The following is a 15,301-nucleotide window of genomic DNA, read 5'->3' as shown; positions in this document are numbered from 1 at the left end:
TGAATCCTAATGCGGAGATGAGGGAAAGAAGTCGGCCGCTCACTTGGCAGCGTGCTAACTCTTCTTGGCGGCGCGGGCGGCTAGAAACTCGTCGAGTTGCCGCTGCAAGACGCGGAGGTGAGGTTCGTACTTCACTGCCAGTTCCTGCGTCTTGATCGCCGCGTCGAGATCGCCCGCGGCAAAGTAGCAACGCCCCAAGGTGTCGAGCAGCCCCGCGGTGTCCTCTTCGGTGAAGCTCGGATTGCCCGCGATTTGCTCGCGGAACAGGTCGATCGACTTCTGCGAATACCGCACGGCCTTTTCGAAGTCCCCCTCGGTGTTCCCAACCAGCCACGCCCATTCGTTGTACCAATTGGTCACTTCGTCGTAACTTGGGTAGTCGCTGATCGACTGCTCGAGCGTGCGGCAGCGCTGGGCGATGATTTCCATCGCTTCCTTGCGTTTCGCCTCGTCTCCTTCGCTCGCGCGGTACATCCCGATGATGATGTCGGCGTTAGTGTTGTCCGCTTTCAGAGCCCGCTGCAGTGCCTTCCACTGCTTCTCCTTGTCGCCCGTGGTCTGCAAGTGGCACGCTTCGTAGTAGGCTTGGCTTGAGTCGATTTCGTCGAGCGGCGTGAGCTGACGGCGTATTCCATTGATGCGCACGCCGTTTTGGGCCTGGTTGTTGTAACGCTTCAGGAGCTCGCCATCCGCACGAATCGCCTTGGTCAAATCGCCTAGCACCTTGGCGGCTTCTTCGTCCTGCTGCCAATCGTGTAGCGATGTCGCAAGCAGCAGCGCGGCGGTCGAATGCAGCTCGCTTCCTACCGGAACCTCTTCAATGGTCGCTCGCAACTCGCGGCGGCCCCAATCGACTTGACCTTCAGAAATCAGCACCTGCCCCAGCGTTAGGCGATCCTCGGGCATTCCGTCACTACCGGGCGTGGCCTTGATCTCAAACGCCTGCTCGGCCAACTCTTCGGCAAGTTCCGTTTGTCCCTGCTCGGCACGTATCTGGGCAATCATGTAGAGCCCCGCCTTCGAGGCGTTGAGTTCTTCCCCGTGCCGAGCCAAGAGCAAATCGACGAGCTTGGCGTCCTTTGCAAGACGTTCCCACGCCAGGAGCCGCTGTAACTCGTCCACCACCACGATACCCGGTGTCGTGGACATGCGATCGACGACGGCGAGGAAGGCTTCCGAGTCGTCCGTTTGCAAGGCGAGCCTTGCTTGGTTGCGTAACAAATCCGCGAGTTGCAGCGTGGCGGTCGTTTCGTCGATGGCGACGGCGACTGCGGCTGCCGCTTGATCAATTACCGCCGGCCACTCGGCAGAGGCCGCCTGTGGATCTTCCATTTGCAACGCCAGCAGCCGTACCCATTCGGCCGCCGGACGAACGCTGGTGCCCATCTCTTCGCGGAGAATCGCTGGTGTCTCGGACCCGTAGCCAAGGTCGTATTTGGTGGTCCGCATTAACCCAATCGCCGCCTCGCGCGATACCTGAGGCGAAGCATCGTAGCGGCAGATTCGGCACAACGGCGAAATCGCCCACGGTTCGCTGCGGCTGGCGAGAGCTTGCACCACAGCAAGTCGCTTCTCGTCGTCACTGCTCGCGAAGTCTTCCAGTGCCAGCTTCACTTGCGGCGAGTCGTCCCGGCGAGTCCACCGCACCGTGAGTTCGCTCACTAAGTAGCGACAGGTTGCCGCGATTTCGGGATCGGGATCGTTCACCGCGGCGTCGATCTGATCGAACGCCTTCATGCCGATTTCCATCAGCCGCTGCTGCGCTTCGCGGCGCGTAACGTAGTGGCGGCTGCCAAGGTCTTCGATCCACTTCCCGACTTGCTCGCCATCGACGAACTCCGGCTTCGCGTCGATCTCCGAGGCGGAAGTTGCAACCGCGTCGCCGCTCGCCCCCGTGTCGGCAGTGGCGGGCGATGCGATGAGAAGTATCGCGAGAGATAACCACCTGGCGGCGGCGAGCATTTCGTTCGGCATCTCCGGCAACCCTCAGGCTCTCTCTTGGACGCAATTGATAGCAGCCGGCTTACACAGTGGCCGACCGCTGCTCCATCTGCTCGATGTATCGCCGCAGCCGCTCGACTTCGTCGCTCACCGAGTGGAGCTTTAGCATGTTCTCCACCCGTTTAGTCAACTCTACCTTATTGACGGGCTTCGAGAGGAAGTCGTCGGTCCCCGCATCGACCGCCCGCTCGATGTCGCCCAGCTCGTTGAGCGCGGTGACCATCAGCACCATGATACCACGGGTCGCAGGGTCGCTTTTCAGTTTCTTGCAGACCTCAAAACCGCTCATTTTCGGCATCATCACGTCGAGCAGGATGACGTGCGGCTTGAAACTCGCCACTTTGTCCAGCGTGTCCTGACCGTCCACCGCGATCTCGATCTCGGCGTCGACGTTCGCCAAGTAGGCTTCGAGCAACTCGACGTTCGGCTCGTTATCGTCGGCAATCAGGATGCGGCTTTTTTCGGACATCGTGTTCGTTGGGCAAAGCTTATGGAGGACTAAAGGAGCGGAATCAGTTCCACTCGACTAAACGCGGGCTTCCATCGCGGCGGCGGGAACGGGGAAGTCGATGCACATCTCGCGAATCTGACCGCGGATGCGCTGGTGCACCGCTTCGTCGTCGGCCGAGCGAAGGGCTTCGAGCATCCAGTGGCCGATGGTCTGCATCTCTTCGACACCCATGCCACGCGTGGTTAGCGCGGGCGTGCCAACGCGAATACCCGACGGATCGACCGGCTTGCGCTCGTCGTAGGGAATCATGTTCTTGTTCACCGTGATACCGCAGCGGTCGAGCACTTCCTCGGCGGTCTTGCCACCTATGCCCAGCGGCGTAACGTCGACCAACATCAAGTGATTGTCGGTGCCACCGCTCACTAGGTTTAGCTTGCCGTTAAGCAACACCTCGGCCAGGGCCTTGGCGTTGTCGATCACGCGCTGACCGTATTTCTTGAACTCGGGCTGCAAAGCTTCCTGGAAGCAGACCGCCTTGCCCGCGATCACGTGCATGAGCGGACCACCCTGGGTGCCAGGAAACACGCGGCTATTGATGATCTTGGCGTATTCTTGCTTCGCCAGGATCAAACCCGATCGCGGACCGCGGAGCGTCTTGTGAGTGGTCGTGGTGACGACGTCCGCGTACGGCACGGGGCTGTTGTGCAGTCCCGCGGCGACCAGGCCCGCGTAGTGGGCCATGTCGACCATCAGCTTCGCGCCGACTTCTTGTGCAATTTCCGCGAACTTGTCGTGCGGAATCTCACGCGGGTAGGCACTCGCACCGGCTACGATCAGCTTCGGCTTGTGCTCGCGGGCGAGCTTGGCGATTTGATCGAAATCGAGCCGGTGGTCTTCCTTCCGCACGCCGTAGCTGATGAAGTTGTAGAGCATGCCCGAAATGTTCAGGTGCATGCCGTGCGTCAGGTGACCACCATGGGCCAGGTCGAGCCCCAGCACCGTGTCGCCCGGTTCCAATAGCGCCAGGTACACCGCGGCGTTGGCCTGCGAGCCCGAGTGCGGCTGGACGTTAGCGAACTCCGCCCCGAACAGCTCCTTCGCCCGATCGCGAGCCAGGTCCTCTACGACGTCGACGTACTCGCAACCGCCGTAGTACCGGCGGCCGGGATAACCTTCGGCGTATTTGTTGGTCAGCACGCTACCGGCCGCCTGCATCACGGCGGGGCTGGTGTAGTTCTCGCTGGCGATCATTTCCAGGCCATCCTGCTGGCGTTCGATTTCGCCGGCAATAGCGGCCCACAACTGAGGATCTTGTTCTTCGATAAAATTCATGCTTAAAACGCCGCAAAGACGGGAAAAAACGGGAGGGCCTTTCATTGTCGAGCCCTAGGGTCAAAGTGTCAATTAGGTAGAAAAAGCAGCCCAAGTTACTACGAAATTCAATCGCCGGGCCTCGCGAGTTTTGTCGCACTTTCGCGACTATTTCGTTGACTGCGACATTACCCCTTTAGCGTTCGGTGCCACCCTCGCCCCAAGTCCCACGCTGGACACACTTTACAAAGCCGGTGGCCGGACTCGCCCAGGAATAAAGTCGCAGGGGGTCGCCGCAGGTGCGACTTTACTCTAGTTGGGGACGGTGCGATTGCCTGTCATCGTGAGGGAGCCTCAGCGACAGAAGGATCTCGACCCTTCGCTCGGCAATCGATTTGAGGCACGTGACCACGACATCGACCACGGCCCTAACGGGCCCCGCTCGCGATACGAGCGCAGGCTTAGAACCCCCACCAAGCTTTTGCTTGTAGATTCGCCCTCCCCGTATACGCTGCCCCACTACCATCGCCACTGCGGCGACAACATGTGATCATTAGAACATACCGGCGCGCGATTTCAAGCCCCATCGGCGAAGAAAGTGAAAAAAAGTTCAGTCCCCGTACGACGGTCGTCTCTGCCGTCGAGGGACAGCACCGCCCAGGATGCGCCTCGGCTCGTCCCTCACCTTGCCCACCCTTCGCTCGGATGTGGTTCCACTCCGTGGAGCGGATGGGAGTCTTCGCTCTGTTCCCTCCGTTTCCTCCTGTTCTTCTTCCTTCCATTCGCGACCATCGGCGTGATTGGCGGGCAACTCTCTGGGGGCTCGTGGAACTCGTCCCCAGCCACCCGGAGCCCAATCAGATTCTGCGAAGTCGAAGGCGATGTTGTGCCGAAGTGTTGAGCGTCATGCGCCGGGTCGGCGCGGAGCTTGATCGCGGCCTACTAGAACATCAGTTGGAATTTTGCACCGACGAACGGGCCGGGGTCGACGTTGACTTGGTCGAACAGCGTGTCCCATTGGCTGTCGCCTTGGCCGAATTTGCGGCCGAAGGAGTAGCCGCCGAGCAACTGCAATTGGCCACGCTTGCCAACGTCCCAGCGGAGGCCGGTGATGAGGCGCTGTTCGAGGACGAAGAAGCGGTCCTCATGGTCGATGCGGTCGGCGAGGAAGTACGACTCGTTGAGGTATTCGTAACCACCGAACACGGCGAACGTCGGTGTGAACGCGTACGTCGCGCGGGCATTGATGTTGTAGAGGGGGAAGTAAGAAAGATTGAAGGTAAGTTGCTCGGTGGGTTGCCACTCGACCGACAGTGGCAGGCCGATGTTCACGCGGAGCTCGTCGTTGGGGTTCCAACTGTACGAGATCATTGGGAGCGGGAAGTTCACGGGGCCACCGTACATATACATCAGCATGTACTGCCACGAGTCGCGGCCGTTGCTTGCCGGCACCTTGACGAAGCCGCCGAGGTTGGCGGTGAACTCGTCGATGGAGTGGAAGGGTTCGTCGCTCGCCGAGCCGAAGCCCGACATCAGGCCGCCCGACCAGCCGTTGTCGAACTGGTGCATGTAGTTGAGGCCGAAGTTGACGTTCCACAAGTTCTCGGGAAACGCCGTGAGGCTATCGGGCAAGATCGCGTCGGTGGAGAACAGTGTGTTGCGAACACCGACACTAGCGAGCACGACGCGTCCCGATTTGAAGTCGCCCCACACCGGCGCTGCGATATTCATCCCCTGGCGAACAAAACCCATGTCGGCATTCTGCCCCGAGACCGCTTGGGTGGGATACCAAGTGGCGTCGTAACCAGGCGGACCACCCATCGGCCCACCACCCCCGCCACGACGTTTCAATGGCCTGGGAGCTTCGGCTTCCTCGATTCCAATCGCCACGTCGGCGGGGAGCATCGCGTCAGGCAGAAGGGGTTCGTGAAACAGCGGCTCGCTGTCGAGTTCCAACTGATAAGACAAATCACCGGAGGTTTCTTCAGCCCCTGGTTCAATCGGCTCAGCTTCTCTCGGCTCCGCGGCGAACGGTTCGACGCCGATCGCTGGCAATGCTTGCGCTGGGGCCACGCCTGAGATCGCGCACAACAGAAAGATGGCAAGCAGGTAACGCAACATGCCAAGCTTCCGAGAGCAGTGAATATCAAAGGGTGTGGGCGGACGGAGGAGAAATGGGGTGGTGTAGCGGAGGTTCGAGGGGTGCGTCAACGGCAGTTGGGATGCGGATTTATTAAACATTGGCAGCCAAGCGTTCCGTTATAATGTCGATTCAACCGATAGAAGTGCGGGGTATGCAGATGGACACAAGAATCCGAAGATTCACAATTGCGCCATTCGCAATAGATGGTGAACTCATGGGCGTCGGCGCATGGGATGAAAACTTGAAATCGGACCTGATAGTGCACCTGTGTTCCGAATTGCTGGATGACGAAGGACCCGTGTTTCAGAAATCGCTGGACGGCGAGTTCGGCGGAATCGAGCTTCAGTTCGCGTCCTGCAATGGAGCAGCAATCGCGACTTTTTGCGTGGGAAGCACTGTGGCGTCATCAGCTATGTTTCTAAGTGGGCAATCGAATGAAGTAGATCGCCAAGTCACCACCCTTTTTACCAATTCAATTCGCTCGAGTAGCCAGAGAATAGTAGGTAGTCTACGTTCAGATGCGTTTGAGGCCATTTCCGAACTTTCAGAGTTCCCGCTATTGATTGTTGTTCCGTGGGGCAATGAATTGATAGATGATGCGCAATATGCACATATACAAGAACTTTGTCTGCATCTAGCAGCTGTGTACTTTTCACGCCAACTAGGCGTGTCGTAGGCCGGATCAAGCGGAGCGCCGATCCGGCGATTGACGGTTTAGGGGTTGCGACAAACATTGCCTCAATTGCAGCGAACTTCACACAGCCAAGCGCCGGATCGGCGCGGAGCTTGATCGCGGCCTACGGGAGTTTTCTGACGCTCAGCGTTACTTCGCCGCGGTTATCTTTTAGGCTCCCGGGGGAGTCGTTGAGGCGCAGGTAGAGCACGCCCGTTAGTTTCGGCGTGAGCTTGGCGTCGGTGCCGAGGGGGGTGGGCTCTAGGAACGCGCTGGTCGCGGGGGGTTGGGACTTGGTGCGAGTGAGGGGGCGCTCGTCGACGGCGGCGAGGAGTTGGCCGAGGGGTTGGCCGTTACGGTATTCCAGCGTGATGCCGTTGGGCTCGGAGACCCATGGGGTGCCATCGGGGTCAGTGCCTACGACGAAGCGGCCGCTGGCTTTGAGTTCGTAGGTGCTTCCTTTGTCGAGCACGAGTCCTGTGGATTGCCAACCGCGATTGGCGAGAACTTTGACGCGCGCGGGAGTGGTCACGCGGCGGACTTCGGACATCGACTGGGGGAAGTCGATTGCCTCGGCTTCGATGTCGTGATCGTAGTCGAGGTTTGCGGCGAACAGTCGCCACTCGGTTTCGAGGTTCGACCAATCGTCGGCGTAGAGTTTTCGCATCTGCTGTTCGAACGCGGGATCGAGCGTCATGCCCTGCAAGCTGCGAAACCGCTGCTGGTAGCGCGGGTGGGTGTCGAGCCACTTCGCAAACGCCCAGGTCCACGCGTAGGAGTCGACGTCGAGGATCTGGCGGTTGTCGATCTTCATCACCGCAGCGATGGGGAGCATTGCGTCCTTCGCGATCGCATCGCGAACGGCTTTGGTGCGTCCCCACATTTCGAAGCCATCGCGGCTCTCGGGCATGACGGCGAGTTCGAGCTTCGCCGTGCGCGGGTCCCAGGTGTGCGTGCCTAAGAGCTCGGCCATGCCTTCCATGTACCAACCAGGGCCGCAGCCGCCGAGCTGCGTGGCCATGAAGCTGTGCGTCAGCTCGTGGAGCAACAGATGCCGGCGGTAGTAATCGCTCGGCTGATTGGCAACCCAAAGCTCGTAGCCAATCGCCAAACCGTTGGGAAACTCTTCGTTCCGATCCGGCATCAGACCAGCGGCGGCAAACTTCTGGCGATCGTCAAGCACCATCGTCAGGACGCGCCAGTCGCGGACGGCACTGGGGTCGATGTTAAAGCGCTCGGCCAACAGTGGCACCGCGGCGTCGATCACTTTAGGGAGTTCGTCGACTTCGGGCGAGGGCGCGAGATCGGTGACGATCGTGGCGTGGCGACCTTCGAGCACGCGGAAACCTTGCCGGGCGAGCTTGGCCTTGTCGATGGATCGTGGCGGAGCCCATTGGGCTATCGCCTGCGCGCGAGCGGCGGGCGTTGCTTGCGCGGACGCGTGGGTCGCAACGAGCAGCAGAGCGCACGCAGCGACTAGCCATGCGAAGACGGGGCCACAAGTGGCAAAGTTAGCGGCCGCCGCCGAGTAGTTTGTTGATTGCGTTGCCAATGTTTTCGTCGTTCAGCAGGTTACCGCCGGCTTGTTGCAGCAGCCCTTGCAGGGCCGCCGAGGTGTCGATCTTCATACTACCAAGCGTACCGCTGACCGGCACCTCGATCTTGGTAATTCCGACGTTTCGCAGGCGTCCCTCGGCGGGGAGCTGGACTTCGAGCATCGCCGAAATGGTTTGGTCGAGCCCCACGGAACCCCGCGAGCGAAACACGAGGTTCCCTACCTGAAACTCTAGCCCTTGGTGGTACACGCGGCCGTCGACCACGCGGAAATCGATGCTTCGCTGCGACATCGAGAGCAGCGTAATCGGCTGGGCTGGAGCCCCGCCGAGCAGTGGCTTGCCTTTGACGATCCCCTCAATCTGGCTGGCGAGGCTAGCGAGTTCGCCCAGGGATGGCCCAGGAGCAACGCGAAGCGTGTGGACATCCAAGCGGCCTGCAACATCGCACTGCGTCGGGGCACCCAGTGGCACGCGGCCACCCGACAGGGTCATGGAGAAAGTGCCATCGGTCTGCGTGGAGCTCGCGACGTAGGGGACGATGTACTTGAGCATTCGCTCGCTGACGTCCGGCGTGACCGTGACGTTCGTCAGCAGCGGGCCGGCGGGGAGGGTGAGCTCGCCCGGCGCGGGAGTGAGACGTATCGCGGGGGCGGCGGTGAGTCGTCCGCCACCGACGGCGAAGTCGAGCGGCTCGATGAGCACGCGGCCTTGCGTGAGCTCGGCGGAGAGTCGTCCTTGGCCAATTGGCAAGCCATAGAACGACGCGCTCTGCCACGGCGCGAGCACCCTTCCGTACCACGAGGCGATACCACCGGCGGCATTCGAGGCGTTCGTGACGCTCGACACGCTGGTGATGTTGCCGCCAGCGCTCGGGCTAAAAGTATTCGACGCGAGCTGAGCCGGGGCGACGGTCGAAGCGAGGGCTTGGCCGCTGGCGAGAGCGGCGAGCGCGCCGCGGAACTCGAACCGAGCTTGCTCGCGGCCCACCATTTGCAGGCCTTCGCCAATATACTGGGCGATGATCGGCGAGAGGCTGGCCAAGTCGTAGTCGATCGTGCCGGCGAGGTTTGTCATCTGATTCGTACGGAGCCCTTCGATGCTGCCACTCGCGGCGAGCGCGAACGTCGACGATTGCGTTTGCAGTCCATCGAACCTCACGCTGTCGGTGTCCGGGGCGTAGCTCACTGTGCCGACAAGGCGAAGCGAGGGCTCACGCCAGATGGCTTTCATGGTTGGCGGTGCACCGGGGAGCGCGGGCTGCGGCTTCTGGATCTCGATGTTCTGGCCCGCGAGGTCCACGGCGGCGACGACTTGGCCACCCTGCGCGGCGAGCTTCACGGTGCCATTCATTTGGCCGACCGGCTGCATGCCTGGCGGCTGGCCGGTGGTTGGTCGCTGGGCGCGAGCCAGGCGTCCGAGGTCCATTCGCACCGCGGCGAGTCCACCCACGCGGCTGGTTTGTTTGGGGTCGGCGGTCCAGTACCAATCGCGGAAGCTAGCCGCCACGGTGCTGGATACAAGCTGCCCCGCGCGGCTCACCAGCGTGCTGGTGGTGCTGTCCCAGGCGATGTCGCCGGACCACTGCACACGCGGCTCTTCGATCTGGTACTTGGCAGAAACCGCGCGGAGTTGGTCGATGGTAAGCTGCGACTCGGCGATCGTCGCAACGAGCGGCGTCGCGCGCACGCGTCCACGGGCGTCGAGCTTGAGCTGCCCGGCGGTGTTCCACTGCGAAAGATCCACCCAAGGCCGGAGGCGGCGGGTCCAACCGGTGAGGTTGCCCGTCGTGGCGATGTGCACGGGCCAATCGGTGGCCGACCACGTCGCGCCGAGCACGGTGGGCTGCGTGAGCTGAAGCTCGAGGTTGTCCCCCGCCGCGTGCAGCGTCACTTCCGCGGACATCAAACGGTCGGGCCAGATGCTGGTGGCGGGTGATGCACCGATGGTTTCGATGCTCCAATTGAGCTGTGGCTCGGTGACCATCTGCGCGCCGTGGTGAGCAATGACGAAGTCGCTGAGCGTACCGGTCGCGCTGGCGACGAACTGTCCGGTGCCATCGCGGCGGCAGTTGCCATTGATCTCGCCACGTCCGGCGAGTTGCCAGTCGGTGAGGTCGACGAACTGATCGAGCCGGCTGGTGAGTTCATCGAGGTCGACGCGGCCGGCGAGTTGCATCTGCCTTGCGTCGCCCGAGCCGGTGACTTCGAGGAACTTCGAGCGGCAGGAGACGTTGTCGAACCGCCAATCGGTCGCCGTGTGGCGAGCAACGACGTCGATGTCGAGCGGGGCGTCCCAGCGAATGGCCTGCCCGCGCGTGGTGCCGGCGAGGGGCGTGGTGTTGAGCGACGCGGTGATTTGGTGGCCATCGGCCTGTGGCATGCTCCGCGCGGCGAACTTCACTTGGCCCGACGTGATGGAGGTCCCTTCGCGAATCTTGAATAGCTGGGGTAGCCGCTGCGCGAGGCGGGCGAGGTTCACTTTGCCCTCGGCTTCGAGGTCGCCACGCGTGGCGAGATCATGCCAGTGCGTGGTGCCAGCCATCACCGAGCGAACCACGCGTTCGTCGAGCACGCCGCGCAGGTCGAACATCGCCACATCGCTTGCGAGCGACAAGTTCTCGACCGACACGCGGCCGCCACTCGCGGTGCATTTCCACGCGAGGTTGGTTTCTTCGACGTTGAGTTGTTCGCCAGCCAGCGTGGTGCCGGTGACGGCGAACTTGGCGAGCGAGATGCGTCCCGCCGTGTCGCCAGACAGTGAATCGTACTGCGTGGTGGGATAGCTGGCAGAAAGCTCGCCACTGAGCACGCCCGCCATCGCGATCTGCGGATCGAACCGCCGAAACCACGGCACGCACGACGCCACGGGCAGGTCCTGGCAGATCATGCGGAAGCCATCCGTTTGCTTGGCGGGGTCTTCGCCCCACACGAGTTCGAATCGGCCGGCGCTCGTCGCCGGTTGACCGCCTGGCAGGCCACCGGCCTCGACCGGAGCGGGGCGAACGATGCCCGCGGCGTTGACGCGCAGGGGGCCGTTCGCTGGGTGATCGATCGTCGCGGCGAGTTGCTCGAACGACCAAGTCTGTCCCGTCACGGCGTCGCGCGACAGTAAGCGGCCATTCACGATTTGCAATTGATACTGGGGCCCACCGGTGTCGACGCCGAGGTCACCATTGTTCGGTTTGCTCGCCGCCGCTGCGCGGGCGAGGGCATCTTCGATGTTGCTGCCATCGGGTCGCGCGAGGGCGTAGACCGTGGCGTTCTCGAGGCGAATCACTCCGAGGTCCGACGCGCCGCCCAGGAAGCCAAGCACGGTGCGGTCGATCGATAGTTGCCCAATGTCCGCGAGGCGGTTGCCATCAACGTCGAAAAGCGTGACGTTCGTTGCGGTGAGCGGCGTGAGCCAGCCGATGCTCATTCGGCCGACCGTGATGGTCCCAACTTCCGGCGGCACGACTTTGGTGAGCAGGCTGTCGCGCAGCGGGCTGTAGAGCACGATCGACGGCGCAACGAGCAGAAGTGCCAGCACGACCACCAGCCCTACGATCAACTTACGCTTCACCGCGCCCACGCGCAAGCGCGCGCCACGCCACCTGTTAGCCATTGCTAACCACATTATTGGCCTCACCACTCAGAGAACTCATTCCGGAACCCGCGACCTACGCGGGGGTGGCGAGTTTAACGGCGGAGGGGCGCATTGGCCAGACGTAATGTATGCGACGTGCTAGCGGTGGTAGCGGAGACACGAACGTGCCAGCGCAAGTCACGTCCCCTCTCCCAGTCCCTCACCCGGGACGGGGAGAGGGGACTCTACACGTGACGAGACTTAGTTGCTACAGATCGAAGTTGAACGTCCGCGCGGCGTAGCGGTACAGCCGCTCGGCGATCGTGCGATCGGGAATCGAAATCTTCGCGGTGCCGATGAGGCCGACTCGCAGAGCGACTTGGTCTTGCGAGAGCGGGGCGTAGGCGTAGTAGTGTGGGGTCAGCGGGCGCGGGACGCCTTGCGAATCCATCTGCGTCGGAAGCGGACCGCCGTTGAGGCTCGACAAGCGACTGGGGGCGACGGGTACCTCCTTACCTTTCTCGATATCGTCGATGGCCGTCGAATAGGTGTATTGGGCCGATTGATTCAGCAGCAGCTTCACGGGCTGTCCGACGGCAACATCGCTCGAGTAGTCCTGTTCGATTAGTAGTCGCGCCTCGAGCTTCGAGGGATCGCCGATGCTGCAGAACTTGGTCCCCAGCTCCAGCGTTGCACCGACGTTCTTCGCTTCGAGCGGCGTGCCCCACCAGCCGGGGAGCTGGTCTTCCACGTCCTTGGGCTCGGGCACGATATCCGGCGGGATGACCACGCCTGCGCGCGGGGCACGCAGCGTCAGTCGCTCGATGTCTTGGCGCTGGACCGCGAGTTGCGAGTCGATCGACTCCATGCTCTTGCGCAGCGAGGCAATTTCTCCCCGCGCTGCCGCACGCTCGCGGTCGTCGCTCGTGCGACTCATGATCTCCAGCGACTTGAGCCGCTCGGCGTAGAGCAGCTTCTCGCCCTCGAGTTCGATGATGGCTGCTTCGAGTTCGTGGTTCGAGAGCGTCGCGAGAACTTGGCCTTTCTCCACCCAGGCGCCTGCTCGCACACCTTCGCCGAGAGATTCGAGCGTGCCGGTGACCTTGACCACCACGCCCTCCACATCACGAGGCTGGACCACCAGGTTCGAATAGACGTAGGTCGGCAGGGGAATGCTCACGAGGCCCGCGATTGCCGCGAGCACCATCGCCGTCGAGACTGCCAGTCGCCAGCGTTTCACCTTGCCTAACCTCCCAGGGACCTTGAAGTACTTATACAGTTTCCACAGCGGCTGCACCAACAAACCGTAGACGCTCGCCAGCGCTAGGGCTTGTCCAAGCACCTTGAGTCCGTAGGGTTCAAACACCTCGTTCAGAAAGAACAAGATCGAGAACACCACCACCCAGCGATAGAGCGCGGCGGCTACGCTGTAAAGCGCGAACAAACCTTGGTGCCTTTGCGGCAGGAAGGGATCCTCGGGGGGATCGATGCCCAGGCACCACTTGCCGAGCTTGCGGCTAAGGATGCTCGAAGCCTTCTGGCGAAGATTGGGAATCTCAAGCACGTCGCTCAGAATGTAGTAGCCGTCGTAACGCAGCAGCGGGTTGGCGTTGAACAACAGCGTGCTGACCGAGCTGACGAACATGATGTTCAGGCAAAGGTAGTTCAGCATGCCGGGCTCGCTGAACCACCAGATGAACGTGCAGATCGAGGCGAGCACGAGCTCGACGTACATGCCCGCCGCGCCAATCGCCGCGCGATGCCAGCGATTAGGCAGCATCCACGAGTCGGACACGTTGCAGTACAAACACGGCGTGAGCACCAGGAACATCACGCCCATCTCGTGGCACTCGCCACCGAAGTACTTACACGAAAGCCCGTGGCCAAACTCGTGCAGGATCTTGGTCACCGCGAGCACACTGCCGATCAATAGCCAGTTCTGGGCGGCGAAGAAGCTGTCGAACGACGGCAACTTCGACTGAAAAACGTCGAACTGCACCAGGATCAAGAGCGCGGCGGACGCCATCAACATCAGGTTCACGACCAGCATTTGCTTGGTCCAGAACCACCACACGTAACTGTTGATGAAGTCGAGGATTTTGTCGGGGTCGATTCCCTTGAACCGCACGGCGAGGATGTTGCTCATCGCAGCCAGGCGCTGCTTGTTTACTTTCTCGTCCCGAAGCTTCTTGAGCTGCTCGCCCTGCCCACCAGCGCCGGTGATCACCAGACCGCTACGGTGCAGCATGCCGATGAACTGCTGGAGTTCTTCGGTGCGGATGGTCTGCGGCGGAAACATCGCCTCGAACTGCTCGGCGATCTGGTCGAGGCTCGCCACTCCATCGAGCATCTGCAAGATGGCGAATTCTTCTTCCTCGAAGCGGAAGTACTGGAGGCCCACCGGATCCTTCACCACCCAGTAGACGCGACCCTGATACCGCTGCTTGCGCGCGGCGAGGTCGGGCCTTACCCGAATGGGGAGCGGCCGCGACGAGCTCGAAACCAGGCTATCGGCGAGAGTAGTTTGAGCCAACGGAGGTTAATGACCAAACAATGAATAAAGAAGAATTCCGACGAGGCGTAGCTCGTCGGCTAGGGTTGGACACTGCCGCCTGCTGCCCACTGCCCACCTTTTACCGTCCCTCGATGCGGCTACTCATGTTTTGGTTGGCGGTGCCGAGGTGGATGTTCATCTTCACCCGCAGGCCGGGGTAGAGGGCCCAGCGATCGCGATCCACGCGGTTGGGTACCTCGGCGACGACGCGGTAGGTGTAGTTGCCGTCGTACATCACCTGCTGCTCGACGTAGGTGATGCGTCCCTTGGCGACTTCCTTGCGACCGCCTCCGACGGTGGCCTCGATGGTGACTTCGCACCCTTCGATATCACGCGGGTCGTACTGCGCGAGATTCACGTTACCATCGCACTGCAGCACGTCGTAGCGAGCCATCTGCAAGATCGACTCCCCCGGATCGACCCATTCGCCTTGCTTCCGGAACAGCTTGACCACTTGTCCGGCGAGAGGCGACTTGACGACACGGCGATTGATCTCCAAGTTGGCGGCATCTTCTTCGACCTTGGCGACCAAATAATCGTACTTCGCCAGCTCGCGATCCTTCTGAGCCTTGAGAATTTGCAGTTGGGCGCGGACCCATTCGAGCTTCTTGGCTCGCAACTCTGTCTCGGGAACCACACGGTCGATGCCCGATTTGTTGGCCGCGTCGAGCGACTCGTAATCCGCCTGCGCCGCGTCCGACGCGGCTTGGGCATACTGCTCTTCGATTTTGTCGAGTGCCTTGGCCTTGGCCGCAAGTAGCTTCTGCGCTGCCACCTTGAGTTGCATCTGGGGTTCGGCGTCGTCGATCTGGCCGATCACATCTCCCTCGCGAACAATCGTGCCTTCGCGAACCGACAATTTCTGTAGGATGCCTTCTTTGTCCGCCGAGATTTCGATGTAGTTCTCAGGGAGCAGCGACAACTGGCAGTCTTCGAGCACCGGATTACCGCTCGGGGCCGTCTGAGCCCACACGGTCGAACTCGATAGCACCATCATGGCGAGCGTGAGGAAGAGTCGCATGAGTTTGGTCGCCTTCGCGAAAAGTTG

9 protein-coding genes are annotated in these 15,301 nt (G+C 61.5%); 1 reads left to right on the top strand and 8 read right to left on the bottom strand.

Annotation, left to right across the window (positions count from 1 at the left end; translation table 11 throughout):
• Positions 1 to 54: 54 nt before the first annotated feature.
• From SH292x_RS05090 to SH292x_RS05075, 4 genes are all read right to left on the bottom strand, one after another.
• Positions 55 to 1,974: a hypothetical protein gene (locus tag SH292x_RS05090; RefSeq protein WP_442484504.1), complete on the bottom strand. Its 1,920-nt coding sequence runs from the start codon at positions 1,972 to 1,974 to the stop codon at positions 55 to 57.
• Positions 1,975 to 2,023: 49 nt separating this feature from the next.
• Positions 2,024 to 2,470 (bottom strand): response regulator, encoded by a 447-nt coding sequence (locus tag SH292x_RS05085; protein ID WP_442484503.1) that lies wholly within the window; start codon positions 2,468 to 2,470, stop codon positions 2,024 to 2,026.
• Between the two features lie 57 nt (positions 2,471 to 2,527).
• Positions 2,528 to 3,784 (bottom strand): serine hydroxymethyltransferase, encoded by a 1,257-nt coding sequence (glyA, locus tag SH292x_RS05080; RefSeq protein WP_442484502.1) that lies wholly within the window; start codon positions 3,782 to 3,784, stop codon positions 2,528 to 2,530.
• Positions 3,785 to 4,705: 921 nt separating this feature from the next.
• The gene (locus tag SH292x_RS05075; protein WP_442484501.1) at positions 4,706 to 5,884 is read right to left on the bottom strand and encodes a DUF6268 family outer membrane beta-barrel protein; all 1,179 of its coding nucleotides are present in this window, start codon (positions 5,882 to 5,884) and stop codon (positions 4,706 to 4,708) included.
• Between the two features lie 173 nt (positions 5,885 to 6,057).
• Here SH292x_RS05075 and SH292x_RS05070 point away from each other — a divergent pair, with 173 nt between their 5' ends.
• Positions 6,058 to 6,582 (top strand): hypothetical protein, encoded by a 525-nt coding sequence (locus tag SH292x_RS05070; protein ID WP_442484500.1) that lies wholly within the window; start codon positions 6,058 to 6,060, stop codon positions 6,580 to 6,582.
• A 121-nt stretch (positions 6,583 to 6,703) separates the two neighbouring features.
• On the opposite strand, the gene SH292x_RS05065 is transcribed toward SH292x_RS05070, so the two are convergent.
• From SH292x_RS05065 to SH292x_RS05050, 4 genes are all read right to left on the bottom strand, one after another.
• Positions 6,704 to 8,131 carry a hypothetical protein gene (locus SH292x_RS05065; RefSeq protein WP_442484499.1) on the bottom strand — a complete coding sequence of 476 codons (1,428 nt, stop codon included), beginning with the start codon at positions 8,129 to 8,131 and terminating at the stop codon, positions 6,704 to 6,706.
• Positions 8,091 to 11,696, bottom strand: coding sequence for a hypothetical protein (locus SH292x_RS05060; protein WP_442484498.1), 3,606 nt, complete (start codon positions 11,694 to 11,696; stop codon positions 8,091 to 8,093). Before SH292x_RS05060 ends, SH292x_RS05065 begins: the two co-directional genes overlap by 41 nt.
• Before the next feature lie 271 nt (positions 11,697 to 11,967).
• Positions 11,968 to 14,232 (bottom strand): hemolysin D, encoded by a 2,265-nt coding sequence (locus tag SH292x_RS05055; protein WP_442484497.1) that lies wholly within the window; start codon positions 14,230 to 14,232, stop codon positions 11,968 to 11,970.
• A gap of 100 nt (positions 14,233 to 14,332) precedes the next feature.
• Entirely contained in the window at positions 14,333 to 15,274 is a 942-nt protein-coding gene (locus SH292x_RS05050; protein WP_442484496.1) for an efflux RND transporter periplasmic adaptor subunit, read from the bottom strand.
• Positions 15,275 to 15,301: the final 27 nt, after the last annotated feature.

Source organism: Aeoliella fuhlenseeensis (assembly GCF_052161615.1).
In the GTDB taxonomy this organism is placed as follows: domain Bacteria; phylum Planctomycetota; class Planctomycetia; order Pirellulales; family Lacipirellulaceae; genus Aeoliella.
Note: the sequence above shows the minus strand (reverse complement) of the source record. Positions and strands in the feature narration are given on the sequence as shown.

What these genes read in the sequence shown, in the direction of transcription:
- SH292x_RS05085 (WP_442484503.1), bottom strand. Translation starts at nt 2,470, where the DNA reads ATGTCCGAAAAAAGCCGCATCCTGATTGCCGACGATAACGAGCCGAAC.
- glyA (WP_442484502.1), bottom strand. Translation starts at nt 3,784, where the DNA reads ATGAATTTTATCGAAGAACAAGATCCTCAGTTGTGGGCCGCTATTGCC.
- SH292x_RS05090 (WP_442484504.1), bottom strand. Translation starts at nt 1,974, where the DNA reads ATGCCGAACGAAATGCTCGCCGCCGCCAGGTGGTTATCTCTCGCGATA.
- SH292x_RS05050 (WP_442484496.1), bottom strand. Translation starts at nt 15,274, where the DNA reads ATGCGACTCTTCCTCACGCTCGCCATGATGGTGCTATCGAGTTCGACC.
- SH292x_RS05075 (WP_442484501.1), bottom strand. Translation starts at nt 5,884, where the DNA reads ATGTTGCGTTACCTGCTTGCCATCTTTCTGTTGTGCGCGATCTCAGGC.
- SH292x_RS05070 (WP_442484500.1), top strand. Translation starts at nt 6,058, where the DNA reads ATGCAGATGGACACAAGAATCCGAAGATTCACAATTGCGCCATTCGCA.